Source organism: Mycolicibacterium fluoranthenivorans, assembly GCF_011758805.1.
Classification (GTDB): Bacteria; Actinomycetota; Actinomycetes; order Mycobacteriales; family Mycobacteriaceae; genus Mycobacterium; species Mycobacterium fluoranthenivorans.
In genome coordinates this window covers 2,511,678-2,528,042 of record NZ_JAANOW010000001.1, presented here as the reverse complement: position 1 = coordinate 2,528,042, position 16,365 = coordinate 2,511,678, and the positions used below count along the sequence as shown (strand labels likewise).

Here is a 16,365-nt window from a genome sequence, read left to right as displayed (position 1 = left end):
CCAAACGAACCGCAGTGCAGCGAAGGGCCCCGCACACCATGGCAGGATGTGGGCGTGCCGAGCGCCTTGCCCACGATCACCCGCCGGCGGCTGTTGGCCACGGCACTGCCCGCGGGGATGGCCCTGACCGTGCTCGGTTCGGCAGCCGCGTGCGCGCCCCCGCCGCCGCCACCCGAACTCGCCGATCTGGTAGGACAATTCGAACGCGCGCACGCCGACAGCCGGCTCGCGGGGCTGGCCGCCACCACCGCACGACCCCAGATCGCCCCCATCCTGACCACGGTCGCCTCCGAACGCGCCGCCCACGCCAGGGCCCTCGGCGACGAGATCACCCGGCTCACCGGCGGCCAGGCCCCCACCACGCCGTCGGCACCGACATCGGCGGCCCCGACGTCGACCGCATCCGGCGCCGCCCCGGCGCCCACGGTGGCCACGGTGGCCGACGTCACCGCGGCCCTGCAGGCCTCGGCAGAGGACGCCGCGCACCTGGCGGTGAAGCTCTCCGGCTATCGCGCCGGACTCCTCGGTTCGATCGCCGCGGCGTGCACGGCGTCTTACCAGGTGGCCCTCGCCGACCCGGGACAGGCCCGATGACCTCCCCACAACCGCCGTCGACCACCACCACCACCACCACAACGGCCCGGACCAGCTCGACACCCACCCCAAACCCGAATCGACCGACCGACGCGGCCCAGGGCGCACTGTTCGACGCGGTCGCCACCGAGCACGGCGTGATCTACGGCTACGGCGTGGTATCCGCGCACTCCACCCCCGACGACAACGACCTGGTGGCCGAGTCCATGGCCCAGCACCGGGAGCGGCGCGAGCAGGCGATCGCCCTGCTCGCCGCGCGGTCGGTGCCGGCGCCGCAGCCCGCCGTGGGCTATCAGCTGCCGCTGGAGGTCTCCGATCCCACCCAGGCCGCCCAGCTCGCCGTCCGGATGGAAGAGGACGCGGCGGTGGCCTGGCGGGCGGTGCTCGAACAGGCCACCACCGGTGCGGACCGCACGTTCGCGGTGACCGCCCTGACCCAATGCGCGGTGCTGGCCGCACGCTGGAGTCAGGTGCTCGGCACCGCCCCGGTCACGCTCGCGTTCCCGGGCGGCACCGAGTAGCGCCTATCCGGTGAGCGCGGCCGCGATCTCGGCCGCCGCGCCGTCCACCGCGATCTCCCGGGTCTCGCCGGTGAAGCGGTTGCGCAGCTCGACCACGCCATCGGACCAACCGCGGCCCACCACCACGATCCACGGAACGCCGAGCAGTTCGGCGTCCTTGAACTTCACCCCGGGCGAGGCGGTGCGGTCATCGAGCAGAATCTCGACACCGAGCCGATCCAGCTCGCCGGCCAGCTCGATCGCACCGGTCCGGGCGGCGGCGTCCTTGTTGGCGATCACCACGTGGGCGTCGAACGGCGACACCGAGGCCGGCCAGCGCAGACCGATCTCGTCGTGGTTCTGCTCGGCGATCACCGCCACCAGCCGCGACACCCCCACGCCGTAGGAGCCCATGGTCAACCGCACCGGCTTGCCGTTCTCGCCGAGCACGTCCGCGGCGAAGGCGTCGGTGTACTTGCGGCCGAGCTGGAAGATATGGCCGATCTCGATGCCGCGCGCCGAGGTCAGCAGGCCGGCACCGTCCGGCGACGGGTCACCGTCGCGCACATCGGCGGCCTCGATGGTGCCGTCGGCGACGAAATCGCGGCCGGCGACCAGACCCACCACATGCTTGCCCTGCTCGTCGGCACCGGTGATCCAAGCCGTGCCGTCCACCACCCGCGGGTCCACCAGATACCGAACACCGTTGGCCTGCAGCGCTTTCGGCCCGATGTAGCCCCTCACCAGGAACGGGTTCTCGGCGAAGTCGGCATCGTCGAGCAACGCGTACTCGGCGGGCTCGAGCGCCGCGCCGAGGCGCTTGTCGTCGATCTCCCGGTCACCGGGGATGCCGATGGCCAGCAGTTCCCACTCACCGCCCGGCTCGCGCACCTTGAGCAGCACGTTCTTGAGCGTGTCGGCCGCGGTGGTCGCACCGGGCAGCGCCTGGTTGGCCCAGTCCACGAGCGCGGCAATGGTCGCGGTGTCCGGAGTCTCGTGCACGACGGGCTCGGGCTGCCCGTCGATCGGCAGGGCTTCCGGGACCGCGGTGATCACCGCCTCCACGTTGGCGGCGTACCCCGATTCCAGGCAGCGCACAAAGGTGTCCTCACCGATCGGGCTCTCGGCCAGGAACTCCTCCGAGGCGCTGCCGCCCATCGCTCCCGACACCGCCGACACGATCACGTACTTGATGTCGAGTCGGCCGAAGATGCGCTGATAGGCCTCGCGATGCGCGTGGTAGGCGTTCTTGAGACCTTCGTCGTCGACGTCGAAGGAGTACGAATCCTTCATGACGAATTCGCGGCCACGCAGGATGCCCGCCCGGGGGCGGGCCTCATCCCGGTACTTGGTCTGAATTTGGTAGAGCCGCAACGGGAAATCCTTGTACGACGAGTACTCGCCCTTGACCGTCAAGGTGAACAGTTCCTCGTGGGTGGGGCCGAGCAGATAGTCGTTGCCACGGCGGTCCTGCAGGCGAAAGAGGTTGTCGCCGTACTCCGTCCACCGATTCGTGGCCTCGTACGGGGCGCGCGGCAACAGCGCCGGGAACAGGATCTCCTGGCCACCGATCGCGTTCATCTCCTCACGGACGATGCCCTCGATCTTGCGCAGCACGCGCAGGCCCAGCGGCAGCCAGCTGTACAGCCCGGGCCCGATCGGGCGGACATAGCCGGCGCGGATGAGCAGCTTGTGGCTGGGCACCTCGGCATCGGCGGGGTCTTCGCGCAGGGTTCGCAGGAACAGTTCGGACATCCGGGTGATCACAGCGGGCCAGCTTAATCGCGGCCCTGCCACGTGCAGACACACACCTCGTTGCCTTCGGCATCCGCGAGCACCGTGAACGCCGGCGCCCTGCGGTCGCTGAGCAGCACACCGCCCGCCGCCAGCGCCGCCCCGATACGGGCCGGCGCCTCGTCGTGCGGGACGTCCACATCGAGGTGGAGGCGATTCCGCGGCTGCTGCCCGCCCGGCACCCGCGGCGCGGCCATCTGCTGGAACCAGATCGCCGGACCGCGACCGGCGGGGTCGACCAGCCCGGCGGTCAGGTCGGAGGGACCGGACTCGTCGATATACCCGGTGACCGCCTTCCAGAACGGCCGCACCGCCGGGATGTCCAGCGCGTCGATCGCGATCTCCAGGGCCTGCACCGACACCGCACCCACCGTCGTGACCCGGCCACCCGCGGCCACCGCCGCCGAGATCGCCTGCGCCAGCCGGATGTCCTGTGTGGTGACCCCGCACGCCGAGCGCACTCGCAGCACCGCCCGGTCGGCCCTGATGTCGACGCCGAGGCGGTCCTGTGCGCCGTCGGCCGACGCCGCGGTCACCGCGACGGCGGCGGCATCCGTCAGCGACGGCACCCGCACCTCGGTGTGGAGGGCCCCGAGTACCAACCGCCAGCCCAGCGCGCTGACCGCATCGGAGATCTGCTGACGGCTGGGCAGTGCTGCGTCGGTCATAGCTCCCCCGCGTCCACGGCTTCCTTGGTGTGCTGTGCCTGGGCGATATCGCGGGCCGAGAATCCGATGAACAGGGCGGCCACCCCGACCAGTACGGCGATGGCCGCCACCCACAGCAACGAGTACGTGTAACCGTGGCCGAGCGCGTCCAACTGGGCCGGTGTCATGGCCCCGACCGGCCCGGTGGTGCCCCCGAGATAGAGGGTGCGCGAGGTCTGCACCGCCTGGATGACCACCAGGACCAGCGGGCCACCCAGGTTGTAGACCATCAACGTCACCGAGGACACCGGCCCGATGTCGCGCGGTCCGACCTTGGCCAGCGTGCACAGCGGCAGGATCACCGAGATGACGCCGATCCCGGCGCCACCGACCACCACCGGGACGAACAGGTCCGGGAAGTACGGGATCGACCTGTCCAAGGTGGATCCGAAGAGCATCGCGGCCAGCACCAGCAGGCCGCCGCCGACGATGACCCATCGCGGGGCCACCCGGGGCGCCAGCCGGGTCGCGACGACATTCCCGACCACGAATGCGAGGGCGAACGGCATGAAGCAGATCCCGGCCCGCAGCGGCGAGTAGCCGAGCACATCCTGGACCAGCAGGCCGATCATCACGCTCAGCGTCAGCATCACGCCGCCGGCCAGGAAATAGGCGGCGAAGGAGGCCACCCGGTTCCGGTCCTCGAACATCGACAGCGGCACCAGCGGGTTGTCGGCACCCCGCTCGTCGATCAGGAATGCCAGGAAGAACACCGCGGCCGCCACCCCGGCGCCGATCACCCACGGGTCGGTCCAGCCCAGCGGCGGACCCTGGGTGAACACCAGCACGGCGCAGGTGCAGGCCATGGTCGCCAGCAGGGCGCCGGTGACGTCCAGTTTGAGCCGCTCCTGCCTGGTCTCGGCGAGCCTGGTCACCGCGATCCAGACGATGACGATGCCGATCGGCACGTTGACCAGGAAGGCCAGCCGCCACGACAGCCCGGTCAGCGCACCGCCGAGCACCAGCCCCAGCACCGAGCCGAGGCCCTGCATGGCCGCCGACACCGCCAGCGCCTGATTGCGGGCATGGCCGACGGCGAACGTGGTGGCGATCAGCGCCAGTCCGGTCGGCGCCGCGACGGCGGCACCCACGCCCTGCACCGCGCGCGCGGCGATGAGGGTGTACGGCTCGGTGGCCAGCCCGCAAACCAGCGACGCGATGGTGAAGACCCCCACGCCCGAGATGAACGCCCGCTTGTGCCCGATCGCGTCGCCGACCCGTCCGCCGAGCAGCAGCAGGCCACCGAAGGTGAGCACATAGGCGGTGATGACCCAACTCTTGGCCGCATCGGTCATGCCGAGTTCGGCCTGCATGTGGGGCAGCGCGACGATGACGATGGTGCCGTCCAGGGTCGACATCAGCTGCATGCCGGTGATGGCGACGATGGCGACACCCATCACCTTGTCCGACAGGCGCGCGATGCCACGGTCTGACGCTGACATGCCACCCGACCCTACCTGCGGCGCGCACCGCCTACCGGGACGATCGTCAGGCGGCGTGGGTGGCGGGGTTGGGCGTCCCGGGGATGCCGAGCCGGTCCGCCAGCCACGGCAACGTCGCTGCAAATGCCCGGGAGGCGAACAACCAGTCATGCCGGCCCGGCCAGGTCTGCACGGCGCCGTCGATCCCGTAGGTGCGGGCGAGGGCGTTCAGCGTGTTCGCGGCGACATCCTGCCCCTCGGGGTTGGCCAACGGGTCATGCCCCGGTCCCCCGCTGGGCACCACGAACCGTGCCGACAGGTTGGTGTACCGACCGTGGCGGGCCATCACCGTCGCCGGATCGAATTCGGCCCATGCGGCCGAGTCGCCACCGAACAGGCGGTCGATGGATTGCTCCTTGGTGCCCGAGTTGGGGCCGAGGTCACCGGCGATATCGACGAAAGCGCTGAACATCTCCGGGCGCCGCACACTCAGCTCGACCGCGCAGGTACCGCCCATCGACCAGCCCATGATGCCCCACCTGCTCCGGTCGGGGCTCACCCCGAAGTTCGAGATCATGTAGGGCACCACATCTTTGGTCAGGTGCAGCGAAGCGTTTCCCCGCGTCCCGTTGACGCATTCGGTGTCGTTGTCGAAGCTTCCGGTGGGGTCGACGAAGACAAAAACCGGTGCCCTCCCGCCGTGAGCGCTCGCGAAGGCGTCGATCGTGGCGGCCGCGTCGCCGGCCCGCAGCCAGTCCGCCGGGGTATTCAGCTGCGCGCCGATCATCATGACCGTCGGCAGCTTGGGCGGCGGATTGCTGGCGAACCAGGCGGGCGGCAGGTAGACCAGCTCGTCACGATGGGCGAAACGGGAGGCCGCCGCGCTGATCGTCACCGGCAGGACCACCCCGTGTGCCGGATGTGCGTGCGCCAACTGCAATTCGGTGACCGTCATCCGGTCGGCCTGATCCGGTACCGCGGGGGCTGCCAGCCTGGTCCACGCGCTGTTCACCGTCGGGAAGTACCCCACCCAGACATTGATCATCAGCACCGCACAGAGCCCACAGGCCGGCACCGTGGCCACCGATACCAGTCGCCGCCACCACCGTGCCCGCACCCAGCCGAGGACGGCGACGACAGCACAGAATCCGGTCAGCGCGATCCACAGCCACAGCGGCCGTGGCGCCGGATCACCGGCGATGCCGATGGCCGCGATATAGGCGTGCGCACCGACCGCCAGCGCCACCCCACCGACCGCGGCGAGCATGAGCATGAGCCGACGGCCCCGACGCACCGCGGCCAGCACTACCAGGGCCAACGTAGCGATCTCGATCAGATGCGGCAGTAAACCGTGTGTCAGCGGGACGGTGCCGAGGAAGTGCCACACCGTCAGAGGGCGGGCGCGGGCATACGGGTCACGGCGTCAGGCTAGAACGGCTGCCTGTGAGGCAACTGACCGCTCAACCGTCGAGCTCGCCGGTGCTCAATTGTCGAGCTGAAGCTCTCCGGCGTCCAGCGCGTCCTTGACTTCCTGCGCGTGGGCGACCTCTTCGGCCGAGTAGCGGATGAACAACGCGACCGCACCCACCAGGACGGCCACCGCGGCCACCCACAACAGACCGTAGGTGTAACCCTGGTCCAGCGCGTGGTGTTGGGCGGCGTCCATGTTCTTGACCGGGCCGGTGGTACCGCCCAGGTAGAGGGTGCGCGAGGTGATCACGGCCTGGATGATCGCGAGCACGACCGGCCCGCCGAGGTTCTGCAGCATCAGGGCGATGGCCGAGACCGGACCGATCTCGTCGAAACCGACACCGGCGATGGCCGAGACGGTCAGCGGGACGACGATCATGCCGATCCCGAAACCGCCGATCGTGATGGGCAGCACCAGGTTCGGGAAGTACGGGATACCGGCGTTGAGTGTCGAGCCGTAGATCATGGCACCGAGCACCAGCACACCACCGGAGATGACCAGCCAGCGCGGCGCGAACTTGGACACCAGCACCGAGGAGACACCGAGTCCGATACCGAGCGCGATGACGAACGGGATGAAACCGATACCCGCCTTGAGCGCGCTGTAGCCCATGATGTCCTGCACATACAGGCCGATCAGCACGGTCAGTGTGAACATCACACCGCCGGCCAGGAACACCGCGGCCAGGGTCGCGACGCGGTTGCGGTCCCGGAACAGCGAGAACGGCACGACGGGGTTCTCCGCGGAGCGCTCCACATAGAAGAAGGCGAACCCGAACAGCACCGCGCCCGCGCCGGAGGCCAGGGTGAGCGGCGACAACCAGCCCTGCTCCGGGCCCATCGAGAAGCCGAACACCGCGGCGGTGCACGCCAGGGTGGCCAGGATGGCACCGGCGGCATCGAGCTTCATCCGGGCGCGGTCGGTCTCCTTGAGGGTGGTGTGCGCCAGGTAGAGCATCACCAGACCGATGGGGATGTTGACCAGGAACGCCAGCCGCCAGGACACCTCGGTGAGTGCCCCACCGACCACCAGACCCATCACCGAGCCGACGCCCGTCATGGCAGCGAACACGGCGGTCGCGGCGTTGCGGGCCGGACCCTTGGGGAAGGTGGTGGCGACCAGCGCGAGGCCGGTCGGTGAAGCGATGGCCGAGCCGACACCCTGCAGCAGGCGGGCGATGACCAGGGTGGCCTCGTCCCAGGCCACACCGCACAGCACCGAAGCGATGGTGAACAGCGCGACACCGACGATGAAGGTGCGCTTGCGCCCGATGGTGTCGCCGAGACGACCGCCGAGGAGCATCAGTCCACCGAAGGTCAGCACGTAGGCGGTGATCACCCAGCTGCGGCCGGCATCCGAGAGCCCGAGTTCGTCCTGGATCTTGGGCAGGGCGACGATCGCGACGGTGCTGTCCATCGTGGCCAGCAGCTGCATGCCGCCGATGGCGATGACCGCGGCGATGAAGTTCCAGGACGGCAGCCAGGCCGGAAGCCGGCCTGAGCGCTGCGCCCCGTCATGCTCGATGCGAACAGGCAGCGCGCGGTTGTTCCCGCGTGCTCGCTCTGCGTCGTTGAGAGCCGTCATGCGGGTTACCTTACAGTAATCTTAAGAATCCTTTAACTCCCGAAACCGGCCACGGGCCCGATCACGATGATCGCCGGCGGCCTGATTCCCTCGCTGCGGACGGTTTCGGCAACGTCGGAAAGCCGGGCGCGCACCGTCCGTTGGGCGGCCGTCGATCCGTGCTGCACCACCAGGACCGGCGTATCCGCAGGTCGGCCGCCCGCCAGCAGGACGTCGGCGAACAGTTCGATGCGTTCGACGGCCATCAGCAACACGATGGTCCCCGTCATCTGGGCCAGCGCATTCCAATTCACTAACGATTCGGGATGCTCAGGCGCGACATGGCCGCTGACCACCACGAACTCATGGTTGACGGCGCGGTGCGTGACCGGGGTACCGGCCAGCGCGGGAACCGCTATGGCACTGGTCACACCCGGCACCACGGTGACCGGGATCCCGGCCTCGGCGCACGCGAGCACCTCTTCGTAGCCGCGGGCGAAGACGAACGGGTCACCGCCCTTGAGCCGCACCACGAACTTGCCAGCCTTGGCGCGGTCGATGAGGACCTCGTTGATGGCCTCCTGTGCCATGGCCCGCCCGTACGGGATCTTGGCGGCATCGATCACCTCGACGTGCGGGGCCAGTTCGGCGAGAAGTTCCGGCGGGGCCAACCGGTCGGCGACGACGACATCGGCGTGGGCCAGCAGCCGCCGTCCCCGCACCGTGATCAGTTCCGGGTCACCCGGTCCCCCGCCGACCAGTGCCACCCCCTCGTGCACGGTGTCGGGCGCCTGCCCGGAGATCAGGCCCCGCAGCAGCGCTTCGTGGATCGCGGTGCGGATGGCCGCCGACCGCCGGTGCTGCCCGCCGGCGAGCACGCCGACCGACAGGCCGTCGAACTCGAAGGAGGCCGGGGTGACCGCGGTGCCGTCACGCGCGGCGTCGGCGCGCACGCAGAAGATGCGGCGGCGCTCGGCCCCTTCGACGATGGCGGCGTTGACGTCCGGATCGTCGGTGGCGGCCAGCACGTACCAGGCGCCGTCCAGATCCTCATCGCGGAAATCGCGCAGGGTCAGGGTGATCGGGTGCATGGCCTCGACCGCCGGGGTGGCGGATCGGGTGACGACATGCACATCCGCCCCGACCGAGATCAGCAGCGGCAACCGGCGCTGGGCCACGCTGCCACCGCCCACGACGACAACTTTGCGCCCTTGCAGGCGCAGACCGACGAGGTAGGCGTTCTCTGAACTCACCCGGCGAGCTTAAAGGTTGCGCCGGCGGCCACGAACCGGGTGATGGCCTGCGGGTGCGCGGCCGGGTGGGTGTGCAGGTAGCCGGCATGGACGCCGCGGTGCACCGCGCCGTCGCGGCCCAGCCCGCCCCGATAGGCCCAGGCCTGGTCATAGTCGGTGGCGAAAGTGACTGCGGTGCGATGGAATTCGTGCCCGGAGACCCGCTCGCCCACCCGGTGCAGCGACGAGTCCGTGACCGCCACCGCGTCCCGGTAACCCAGCGTCAGGCGTTCGGTGAACCGCGCCGTGCCCGCCAGCACACCGCACATCGGTACCCCGTCGAGATCGTCGACCAGATAGGTCAGCCCGGCGCACTCGGCGTGCACCGGGGCGCCCGCGGCGGCCAGCGCCCGGATCTGGGCCCGTACCGTCTCGTTGGCCGAGAGCTCGGCGGTGAACTGCTCCGGGAAACCGCCCGGGATGACGACGGCGGTCGCCGCGGCAGGTAGTTCGTCGGCCAGCGGGTCGAAGTCGACGACATCGGCGCCGGCCGCGACGAGCAGTTCACGGTGTTCGGCGTAGCCGAAGCTGAAGGCCCGCCCGGCGGCCAGGGCGACGGTCACCCCGCGCACCGGTTCGGCCGCCGCGGGACTCCACGGCGCGGCGGTGACCCCGGACCCGGCGGCGGCGACCACGGCGGCCACGTCGACGTGCCGGGCCACCAGATCGGCCATCGCCGCCACGGCCCGTTCGGCATGCCGGCCATACTCGACGGCGGTCACCAGGCCGAGATGGCGGGACGGCACCTCGAGTTCTCCCGCGCGCGGGATGGCGCCCAGCACCGGTATGCCGACCTGTTCGCAGGCCTGCCGCAGCACCTGCTCATGGCGCGGTGAGCCGACCCGGTTGAGGATCACCCCGGCGAAGCGCAGCCCGCTGTCGAAGGTCGAGAAGCCGTGCAGCAGTGCGGCGATGCTCTGACTCTGGCCCCGCGCGTCGACCACCAGCACCACCGGCGCACCGAGCAGGCCCGCGACCTGGGCGGTGGATCCGCGGGCCGGCCCGGGGTCGGGTGCGATACGGCCGTCGAACAGACCCATCACGCCCTCGACGACCGCGATATCGGCGTGTGCGCTGCCGTGTCGGTACAGCGGGCCGATCAGGTCCTCCCCCACGAGCACGGGATCCAGGTTCCGGCCCGGCAGCCCGGTGGCCAGGGCGTGATAGCCCGGGTCGATGAAGTCGGGGCCCACCTTGAACGGGGCGACGCGGTGTCCGGCACGGCGCAGCGCGCCCATCAGGCCCGTCGCCACCGTGGTCTTGCCGCTGCCCGAGGCGGGGGCGGCGATGATGACGGCTGGTGTCACCGCACTCACCGTCGCTACCACTCGATACCGCGCTGGCCCTTGCGGCCGGCGTCCATCGGGTGCTTGATCTTGGTCATCTCGGTCACCAGATCGGCGGCCTCCAGCAGTCGCTGCGGGGCGTCGCGGCCGGTGATCACCACATGCTGGTTACCGGGGCGGTCGGCCAGCACCTCGACCACCTCGTCCACGGAGATCCAGCCCCACTTGAGCGGATAGGTGAACTCGTCGAGGACGTAGAAGTCGTGGCGCGCCTCCGCGAGCCGGCTGCGGATCTCGGCCCAGCCGTCCCGGGCCGCCTCGGCATGGTCGACCTCGGACCCGTGCTTACGCGTCCACGACCAGCCCGACCCCATCTTGTGCCACTGCACCGGCCCGCCGACACCGTGCTCGTCGTGCATCCGGCCCAGGGCGGCGAAGGCGCTCTCCTCGCCCACTTTCCACTTGGCGCTCTTCACGAATTGGAACACCGCGATATCGAAACCCTGGTTCCAGGCGCGCAGCGCCATCCCGAAGGCTGCGGTCGACTTCCCCTTGCCGGGGCCGGTGTGCACCGCGAGCAACGGGGCATTGCGGCGCGCCTTGGTGGTCAGCCCGTCATTCGGAACCGTGAGCGGTTGCCCTTGTGGCATCAGACATCTCCTAGGCTGCTGATTTGACCAGCGAGGTCAGCTCGCCGGCCTGCAACTGACTCAGACGGACCGCGGGGGCATCGAGCTGCTGAGCCAGCCGGGTGGCCAATCCCAGTCGCACGTAGGACGTCTCGCAGTCCACCACCACGGCGGCGACACCCTCGGCCACCAGTAACCGGGCGGCCGTCTCGGTGCGGCCCAGCGGATCGGCACCGCCGGTGGCCCGCCCGTCGGTGAGCACGACCACCAGCGGGCGCCGGGACCGGTCCCGCGCCTTCTCCCGCAGCACGACGTCGCGTGCGGCCAGCAGGCCCTGCGCCAACGGGGTCTTCCCCCCGGTGTCGAAGCGCGCCAGTCGTCGTCCGGCGATGTATACCGAGGAGGTCGGGGGCAGCAGCACCTGCGCCCGGTCCTGACGGAAGGTCACGACCGCAACCTTGTCGCGACGCTGGTAAGCGTCCCGCAGCAGCGACAGCGTGGCACCGCTGACCGCCGACATCCGGTCCCTCGCGGCCATCGACCCGGAGGCGTCGACCACGAAGATCACCAAGTTGGCCTCCCGGCCTTCACGCACCGCGCGCCGGACGTCCTCGGGCCCGATGCGCGGCCGGCCGGCCCGGCGCTGATTGCCCGCGGCCGCCAGCACCGAGGCGAAGACGTGCACCCCGTGACCGTCGCCCGGCACGTCGGTGGCCGCCACGGTGGCGCCGGTGCGGTTGCGCGCCCGCGAACGGCGGCCCGGCGCGCCCTCACCGACACCCGGGACGAGCAACGCCTTGGTCCGGAAGGTCGCCGCGGGCGGCGCGCTGGGACGGCTCGCACCGTTACCCGAATTCGTCTGCGGCGCAGAGCTCTCGGCGCCACCGGACGCCTCGGCGCCATTGGCTGCTTCGGCCCCACCGCCGCCCGGCGGGTCGGGATCCGGTTCCGGCTCCTGCTCCGGTCCCGATTGATCGGCCGCGGCCAACGCCTCGTCCAGGCGGTCCTGATCCAGTCCCGGATCGTCGAACGGGTCACGGCGGCGGCGGTGCGGCAGCGCCAGCTCCGCGGCGATCCGGATATCTTCTTCGGCCACGGTCACCTTCCCCGTCGCTGCGCTCGCCCCGGTCGCGCTGCCCCGCCAGGCCGCGTGCGCCACCGCGGTGCGGGCCAGCACCAGATCCGCGCGCATCCCGTCCACGTCGAAGGCCGCGCACAGGGCGGCGATCCGCCGTAACTCGTTGTCCGGCAACACAACATCGACCAGCGCGGCCCGAGCGGCGGTGATCCGGGCCGCCAGTGCGGCATCCTGGTCGGAGTAGCGGTCGGCGAACCCCCGCGGGTCGGCTTCATACGCCAGCCGCTGCCGGATCACCTCGACGCGCACATCGACATCACGTGAGGCGGCCACATCGACGGTGAGCCCGAACCGGTCCAGCAGCTGCGGGCGCAGCTCCCCCTCCTCCGGATTCATGGTGCCCACCAGGACGAACCGGGCGTCGTGGCTGTGTGAGATACCGTCCCGCTCGATGTGCACGCGGCCCATCGCGGCGGCGTCCAGCAGTACGTCGACCAGATGGTCGTGCAGCAGGTTGACCTCGTCGACGTAGAGCACCCCGCCGTGGGCCCGGGCCAGCAGACCCGGTTGGAAGGCCTGCTCACCGTCACGCAGCACCCGTTGCAGATCCAGTGATCCGACCACCCGGTCCTCGGTGGCACCGATCGGCAGCTCCACCAACCGCGCCTCGTCGTCGACCTGGGACAGCACGGTCGCCAGGCCGCGGACCGCGGTCGATTTGGCGGTGCCCTTCTCGCCGCGGATCAGCACCCCACCGATATCGGGGCGCACCGCGCACAAGATGAGCGCCAGCCGGAGCCGGTCGTGGCCCACCAGCGCGCTGAACGGGTAGTTCGCCATCGTAGAGCTCACTGTCGAGGTCACTATTGCTGTCCCGCTCCCAAGCCCGGCCGGATCATCGGCACGTGGGGAATGCCGTCCTCCAGGAATTCGTCACCGTCGCGGACGAAACCGTGCGCGCTGTACATCTCCTGCAGGTAGGTCTGTGCGTCGATCCGGCACGGATAGTCGCCGACCTCCGCGATGGCGGCCTGCATCAGCCGGGCGGTGTGCCCGTTGCCGCGTTCGGTGCGTTTGGTGCAGACCCGCCCGATGCGGAACACCTTCTCCCCGCGGGGGTGCTCCTCCATCAAACGCAACGTCGAAATCACCTGTCCGTCAGGGCTTTCCAGCCAGAAGTGCCGGGTCTCGGCGAGCAGATCACGGCCATCGAGCTCCGGGTAGGGGCAGGCCTGCTCGACCACGAACACCTCGACGCGCAGCTTGAGAAGCTCATAGAGGGTGGCGGCGTCGAGATCCTGCGCCCAGCTCCGGCGCAGCGCGACCGTCATCGGCGCACCGTCGTCACACGGCTGCGGGAGTGTCGAGCTGCAGCACCTTGGTGCCCCAATCCCACACCTCGCGGTACAGGCCGGGTTCGCCGGACAGCTTGGTTCCCAGCGACGGCACCATCTCCTTGAGTTTGGGCTGCCAGGACGGGTACCGGTCCCCGAAGCAGCGCTCCAGCACCTCCAGCATGGCGGGCACCGCGGTCGACGCTCCGGGCGAGGCCCCGAGCAGACCGGCGATGGAGCCGTCCGCCGCCGAGAGCACGGTGGTGCCGAACTCCAGCACGCCGCCGGCACCCTGGCGCCTGATCACCTGCACACGCTGGCCCGCGATATCGAGCTCCCAGTCGGAATCGCGTGCGCTGGGTGCGAATTCGCGCAACGTCTCGACCCGGTCGGCCTCGCTCAAGAGCAGCTGGCCGATCAGGTACTTGAGCAGACTCGTCTCGGTCAAGCCGACGCCGAGCATCGAGGCCAGGTTGTTCGGCTTGACCGACAGCGGCAGATCGGTGACCTTGCCCTGCTTGAGGAACTTCGGCGACCAGCCCGCGAACGGACCGAACAACAGATAGGACCGGCCGTTGATCACCCGGGTGTCCAGGTGCGGCACCGACATGGGCGGGGCGCCGAGCGGGGGCGCGCCGTACACCTTGGCCTGGTGCGCCGCCGCGAGTTCGGGATTGTCGGTGCGCAGCCACTGGCCACCGACGGGGAACCCGCCGAAGCCCTTGGCCTCCGGGATACCGGCCTTCTGCAGCAGGGGCAGCGCGCCACCGCCGGCGCCGACGAAGACGAACTTGGCGTTGATCTTGTACTTCTCGCGGGTACGCCGGTTGATGTAGCTGATGGTCCAGGTGCCGTCGGACTCCTTGCGCAGGTTGCGCACCTGGTGGCCGAACAGGGTCGTCATGCCCTGGGCGGCGCCGTACCCGATGAGCTGGCGCGACAGCGAGCCGAAATCCACGTCGGTGCCGGACTGGGTCCAGTTCAGCGCGACCGGTTCGGAGAAGTCCCGCTTGGCCGCCATCAACGGCAACCGGCGGGCGAACTCGTCGGCGTCGTCGATGAACTCCATGGAGGCGAACAGCGGGTTGCCGACCAGGGCCTCCCGGCGGGCCTTGAGGTAGCCGACGTTGGCCGCGCCGTGCACGAAGCTGACATGCGGGATCGGATTGAGGAAGTTGCGCACGTCGGGCAGTACGCCGTTCTCCACGGCGTAGGCCCAGAACTGGCGGGAGACCTGGAATTGCTCGTTGACGGTGACGGCCTTGGCGATATCGACGGTGCCGTCGGCCTTCTGCGGCGTGTAGTTCAGCTCGCAGAGCGCCGAGTGCCCGGTGCCCGCGTTGTTCCACGGGTCACTGCTCTCGGCAGCGGCGCCGTCGAGGCGTTCGATCAGCGTGATCGACCAACTCGGCTCGACCAGTCGCAGCAGCGCGCCGAGGGTGGCGCTCATGATTCCCGCACCGACGAGCACGACGTCGGTCTTGGCTACCTTGGGGTCAGACACCGTTGGCTGGTCCTTCGTGTCGCATGGCCCGCCGCAGGTGGTACGCGACGGTTCTTCTGGTTCTCAGGTTATCGCGACGGGTCTGCCGGGTAACGGGCCGTGCCGGGTGCTTTCGGTCACCTGTGCGGATAGGCGTGCGGATAGGCGTGCGAATAGGGTGAAGCCGTGACGGCATCGCAGAGCCATTCGCATGCGCAGTGGCAGCCCGACGTCCTACCCGGCTACCGGGCACTGACTCTGGCGCTGGGGGCCGACCCGGATGGCGAAGGCGACCTGGTGGCCACCCTGGTGCACCGGGAGCGGGACAACCCACGTGCCCGGGCCGTGCTGGTGGTGCACGGCTTCACCGACTACTTCTTCCACACCGAACTCGCCGACCGCTTCGCCGCCCGCGGGTTCGACGTCTACGCATTGGACCTGCCCAAATGCGGTCGGTCCCGGCTGGACGGGCAGACCCCGCACTTCACCACCGACCTGGCCCGCTACGACACCGCGCTGCAGGCCGCGCTGGGGCATGTCGATGCCGCCGAGGTGCTGGTCTACGGCCATTCGGCCGGTGGACTCATCGTGACGCTGTGGCTGGACCGGCTGCGCCGTCGCGGGGCCGACGGGCGCATCACGGGTCTGGTGCTCAACAGCCCGTGGTTCGATCTGCACGGACCGGCGATCCTGCGCAGCGCGCCGACCTCGGCAGCCCTGATCGCCCTGGCCCGGCTGCGCAAGATGCAGGTGATCCGCAGGCCCGTCGCCGAAGGCGGCTACGGCAGCACCCTGCATCGCGACTACGCGGGGGAATTCGACTACGACCTGGAGTGGAAACCGCTGGGCGGGTTCCCGGTGACGTTCGGCTGGATCAACGCCATCCGGCGGGCGCAGGCGCGTTTGCACCGCGGGCTGGACGTCGGGGTGCCCTCGCTGATCCTGCGGTCGGGGCACAGCGTCGCCGAGTCCTCCGACCCGGACGTCATCCAGCGGGGGGACGCGGTGCTCGATGTCGCCCAGATCGCCCGCTGGGCCGGCTGTGTCGGCAGCCGCGTCACCGTGGTACCGATCACCGATGCCAAGCACGACGTGTTCCTGTCCCTGGCCGAGCCGCGGGCCGCCGCCTACCGGGAGCTCGACGCCTGGTTGGATTGGTACTTGAGTAACCAGAATCGGTCGTTCACAACACAATCCGGATAGGGCGCCATCG

General features: G+C 70.0%; 14 protein-coding genes. 3 read left to right on the top strand and 11 right to left on the bottom strand.

Features of this window, described 5'->3' with window-relative positions:
- The first annotated feature begins 54 nt into the window (after window positions 1–54).
- Window positions 55–594, top strand: coding sequence for a hypothetical protein (locus FHU31_RS12195; RefSeq protein ID WP_167158591.1), 540 nt, complete (start codon window positions 55–57; stop codon window positions 592–594).
- Complete coding sequence (locus tag FHU31_RS12190) at window positions 591–1,115, top strand: ferritin-like domain-containing protein (RefSeq protein WP_167158589.1); 525 nt, start codon at window positions 591–593, stop codon at window positions 1,113–1,115. The genes FHU31_RS12195 and FHU31_RS12190 overlap by 4 nt, the downstream gene beginning before the upstream one ends.
- A 3-nt stretch (window positions 1,116–1,118) precedes the next feature.
- Here FHU31_RS12190 and FHU31_RS12185 read toward each other — a convergent pair whose 3' ends face one another.
- The 11 genes from FHU31_RS12185 to mqo all read right to left on the bottom strand — a co-directional run bounded on the left by FHU31_RS12185 (window position 1,119) and on the right by mqo (window position 15,119).
- Window positions 1,119–2,861 carry a proline--tRNA ligase gene (locus FHU31_RS12185; RefSeq protein ID WP_167158587.1) on the bottom strand — a complete coding sequence of 581 codons (1,743 nt, stop codon included), beginning with the start codon at window positions 2,859–2,861 and terminating at the stop codon, window positions 1,119–1,121.
- An 11-nt stretch (window positions 2,862–2,872) separates the two neighbouring features.
- Window positions 2,873–3,556 carry a VOC family protein gene (locus FHU31_RS12180; RefSeq protein ID WP_167158585.1) on the bottom strand — a complete coding sequence of 228 codons (684 nt, stop codon included), beginning with the start codon at window positions 3,554–3,556 and terminating at the stop codon, window positions 2,873–2,875.
- Entirely contained in the window at window positions 3,553–5,187 is a 1,635-nt protein-coding gene (locus tag FHU31_RS12175) for an MFS transporter (protein WP_409371224.1), read from the bottom strand. The genes FHU31_RS12180 and FHU31_RS12175 overlap by 4 nt, the downstream gene beginning before the upstream one ends.
- Window positions 5,084–6,403, bottom strand: a complete 1,320-nt coding sequence (locus FHU31_RS12170; protein ID WP_263988026.1) for an alpha/beta hydrolase — start codon at window positions 6,401–6,403, stop codon at window positions 5,084–5,086. The genes FHU31_RS12175 and FHU31_RS12170 overlap by 104 nt, the downstream gene beginning before the upstream one ends.
- A 96-nt stretch (window positions 6,404–6,499) precedes the next feature.
- Entirely contained in the window at window positions 6,500–8,071 is a 1,572-nt protein-coding gene (locus FHU31_RS12165; RefSeq protein WP_167158581.1) for an MFS transporter, read from the bottom strand.
- A gap of 32 nt (window positions 8,072–8,103) precedes the next feature.
- A complete protein-coding gene (cobA, locus tag FHU31_RS12160) occupies window positions 8,104–9,303 on the bottom strand; it encodes a uroporphyrinogen-III C-methyltransferase (protein WP_167158579.1) in 1,200 nt (399 codons plus the stop codon).
- Window positions 9,300–10,649: a cobyrinic acid a,c-diamide synthase CobB gene (locus FHU31_RS12155; RefSeq protein ID WP_167158577.1), complete on the bottom strand. Its 1,350-nt coding sequence runs from the start codon at window positions 10,647–10,649 to the stop codon at window positions 9,300–9,302. The genes cobA and FHU31_RS12155 overlap by 4 nt, the downstream gene beginning before the upstream one ends.
- 14 nt (window positions 10,650–10,663) lie before the next feature.
- Window positions 10,664–11,278 (bottom strand): cob(I)yrinic acid a,c-diamide adenosyltransferase, encoded by a 615-nt coding sequence (gene cobO, locus FHU31_RS12150; protein ID WP_167158575.1) that lies wholly within the window; start codon window positions 11,276–11,278, stop codon window positions 10,664–10,666.
- A gap of 10 nt (window positions 11,279–11,288) precedes the next feature.
- On the bottom strand, window positions 11,289–13,175 hold the full coding sequence (locus tag FHU31_RS12145) for a magnesium chelatase subunit D family protein (RefSeq protein ID WP_167158573.1): 1,887 nt from the start codon (window positions 13,173–13,175) through the stop codon (window positions 11,289–11,291).
- Between the two features lie 23 nt (window positions 13,176–13,198).
- Entirely contained in the window at window positions 13,199–13,666 is a 468-nt protein-coding gene (locus FHU31_RS12140; RefSeq protein WP_090356696.1) for a GNAT family N-acetyltransferase, read from the bottom strand.
- A 13-nt stretch (window positions 13,667–13,679) separates the two neighbouring features.
- Entirely contained in the window at window positions 13,680–15,119 is a 1,440-nt protein-coding gene (gene mqo, locus FHU31_RS12135) for a malate dehydrogenase (quinone) (RefSeq protein WP_208410906.1), read from the bottom strand.
- A 219-nt stretch (window positions 15,120–15,338) separates the two neighbouring features.
- Here mqo and FHU31_RS12130 point away from each other — a divergent pair, with 219 nt between their 5' ends.
- Complete coding sequence (locus FHU31_RS12130) at window positions 15,339–16,355, top strand: alpha/beta hydrolase (protein WP_167158569.1); 1,017 nt, start codon at window positions 15,339–15,341, stop codon at window positions 16,353–16,355.
- Window positions 16,356–16,365 lie beyond the last annotated feature (10 nt).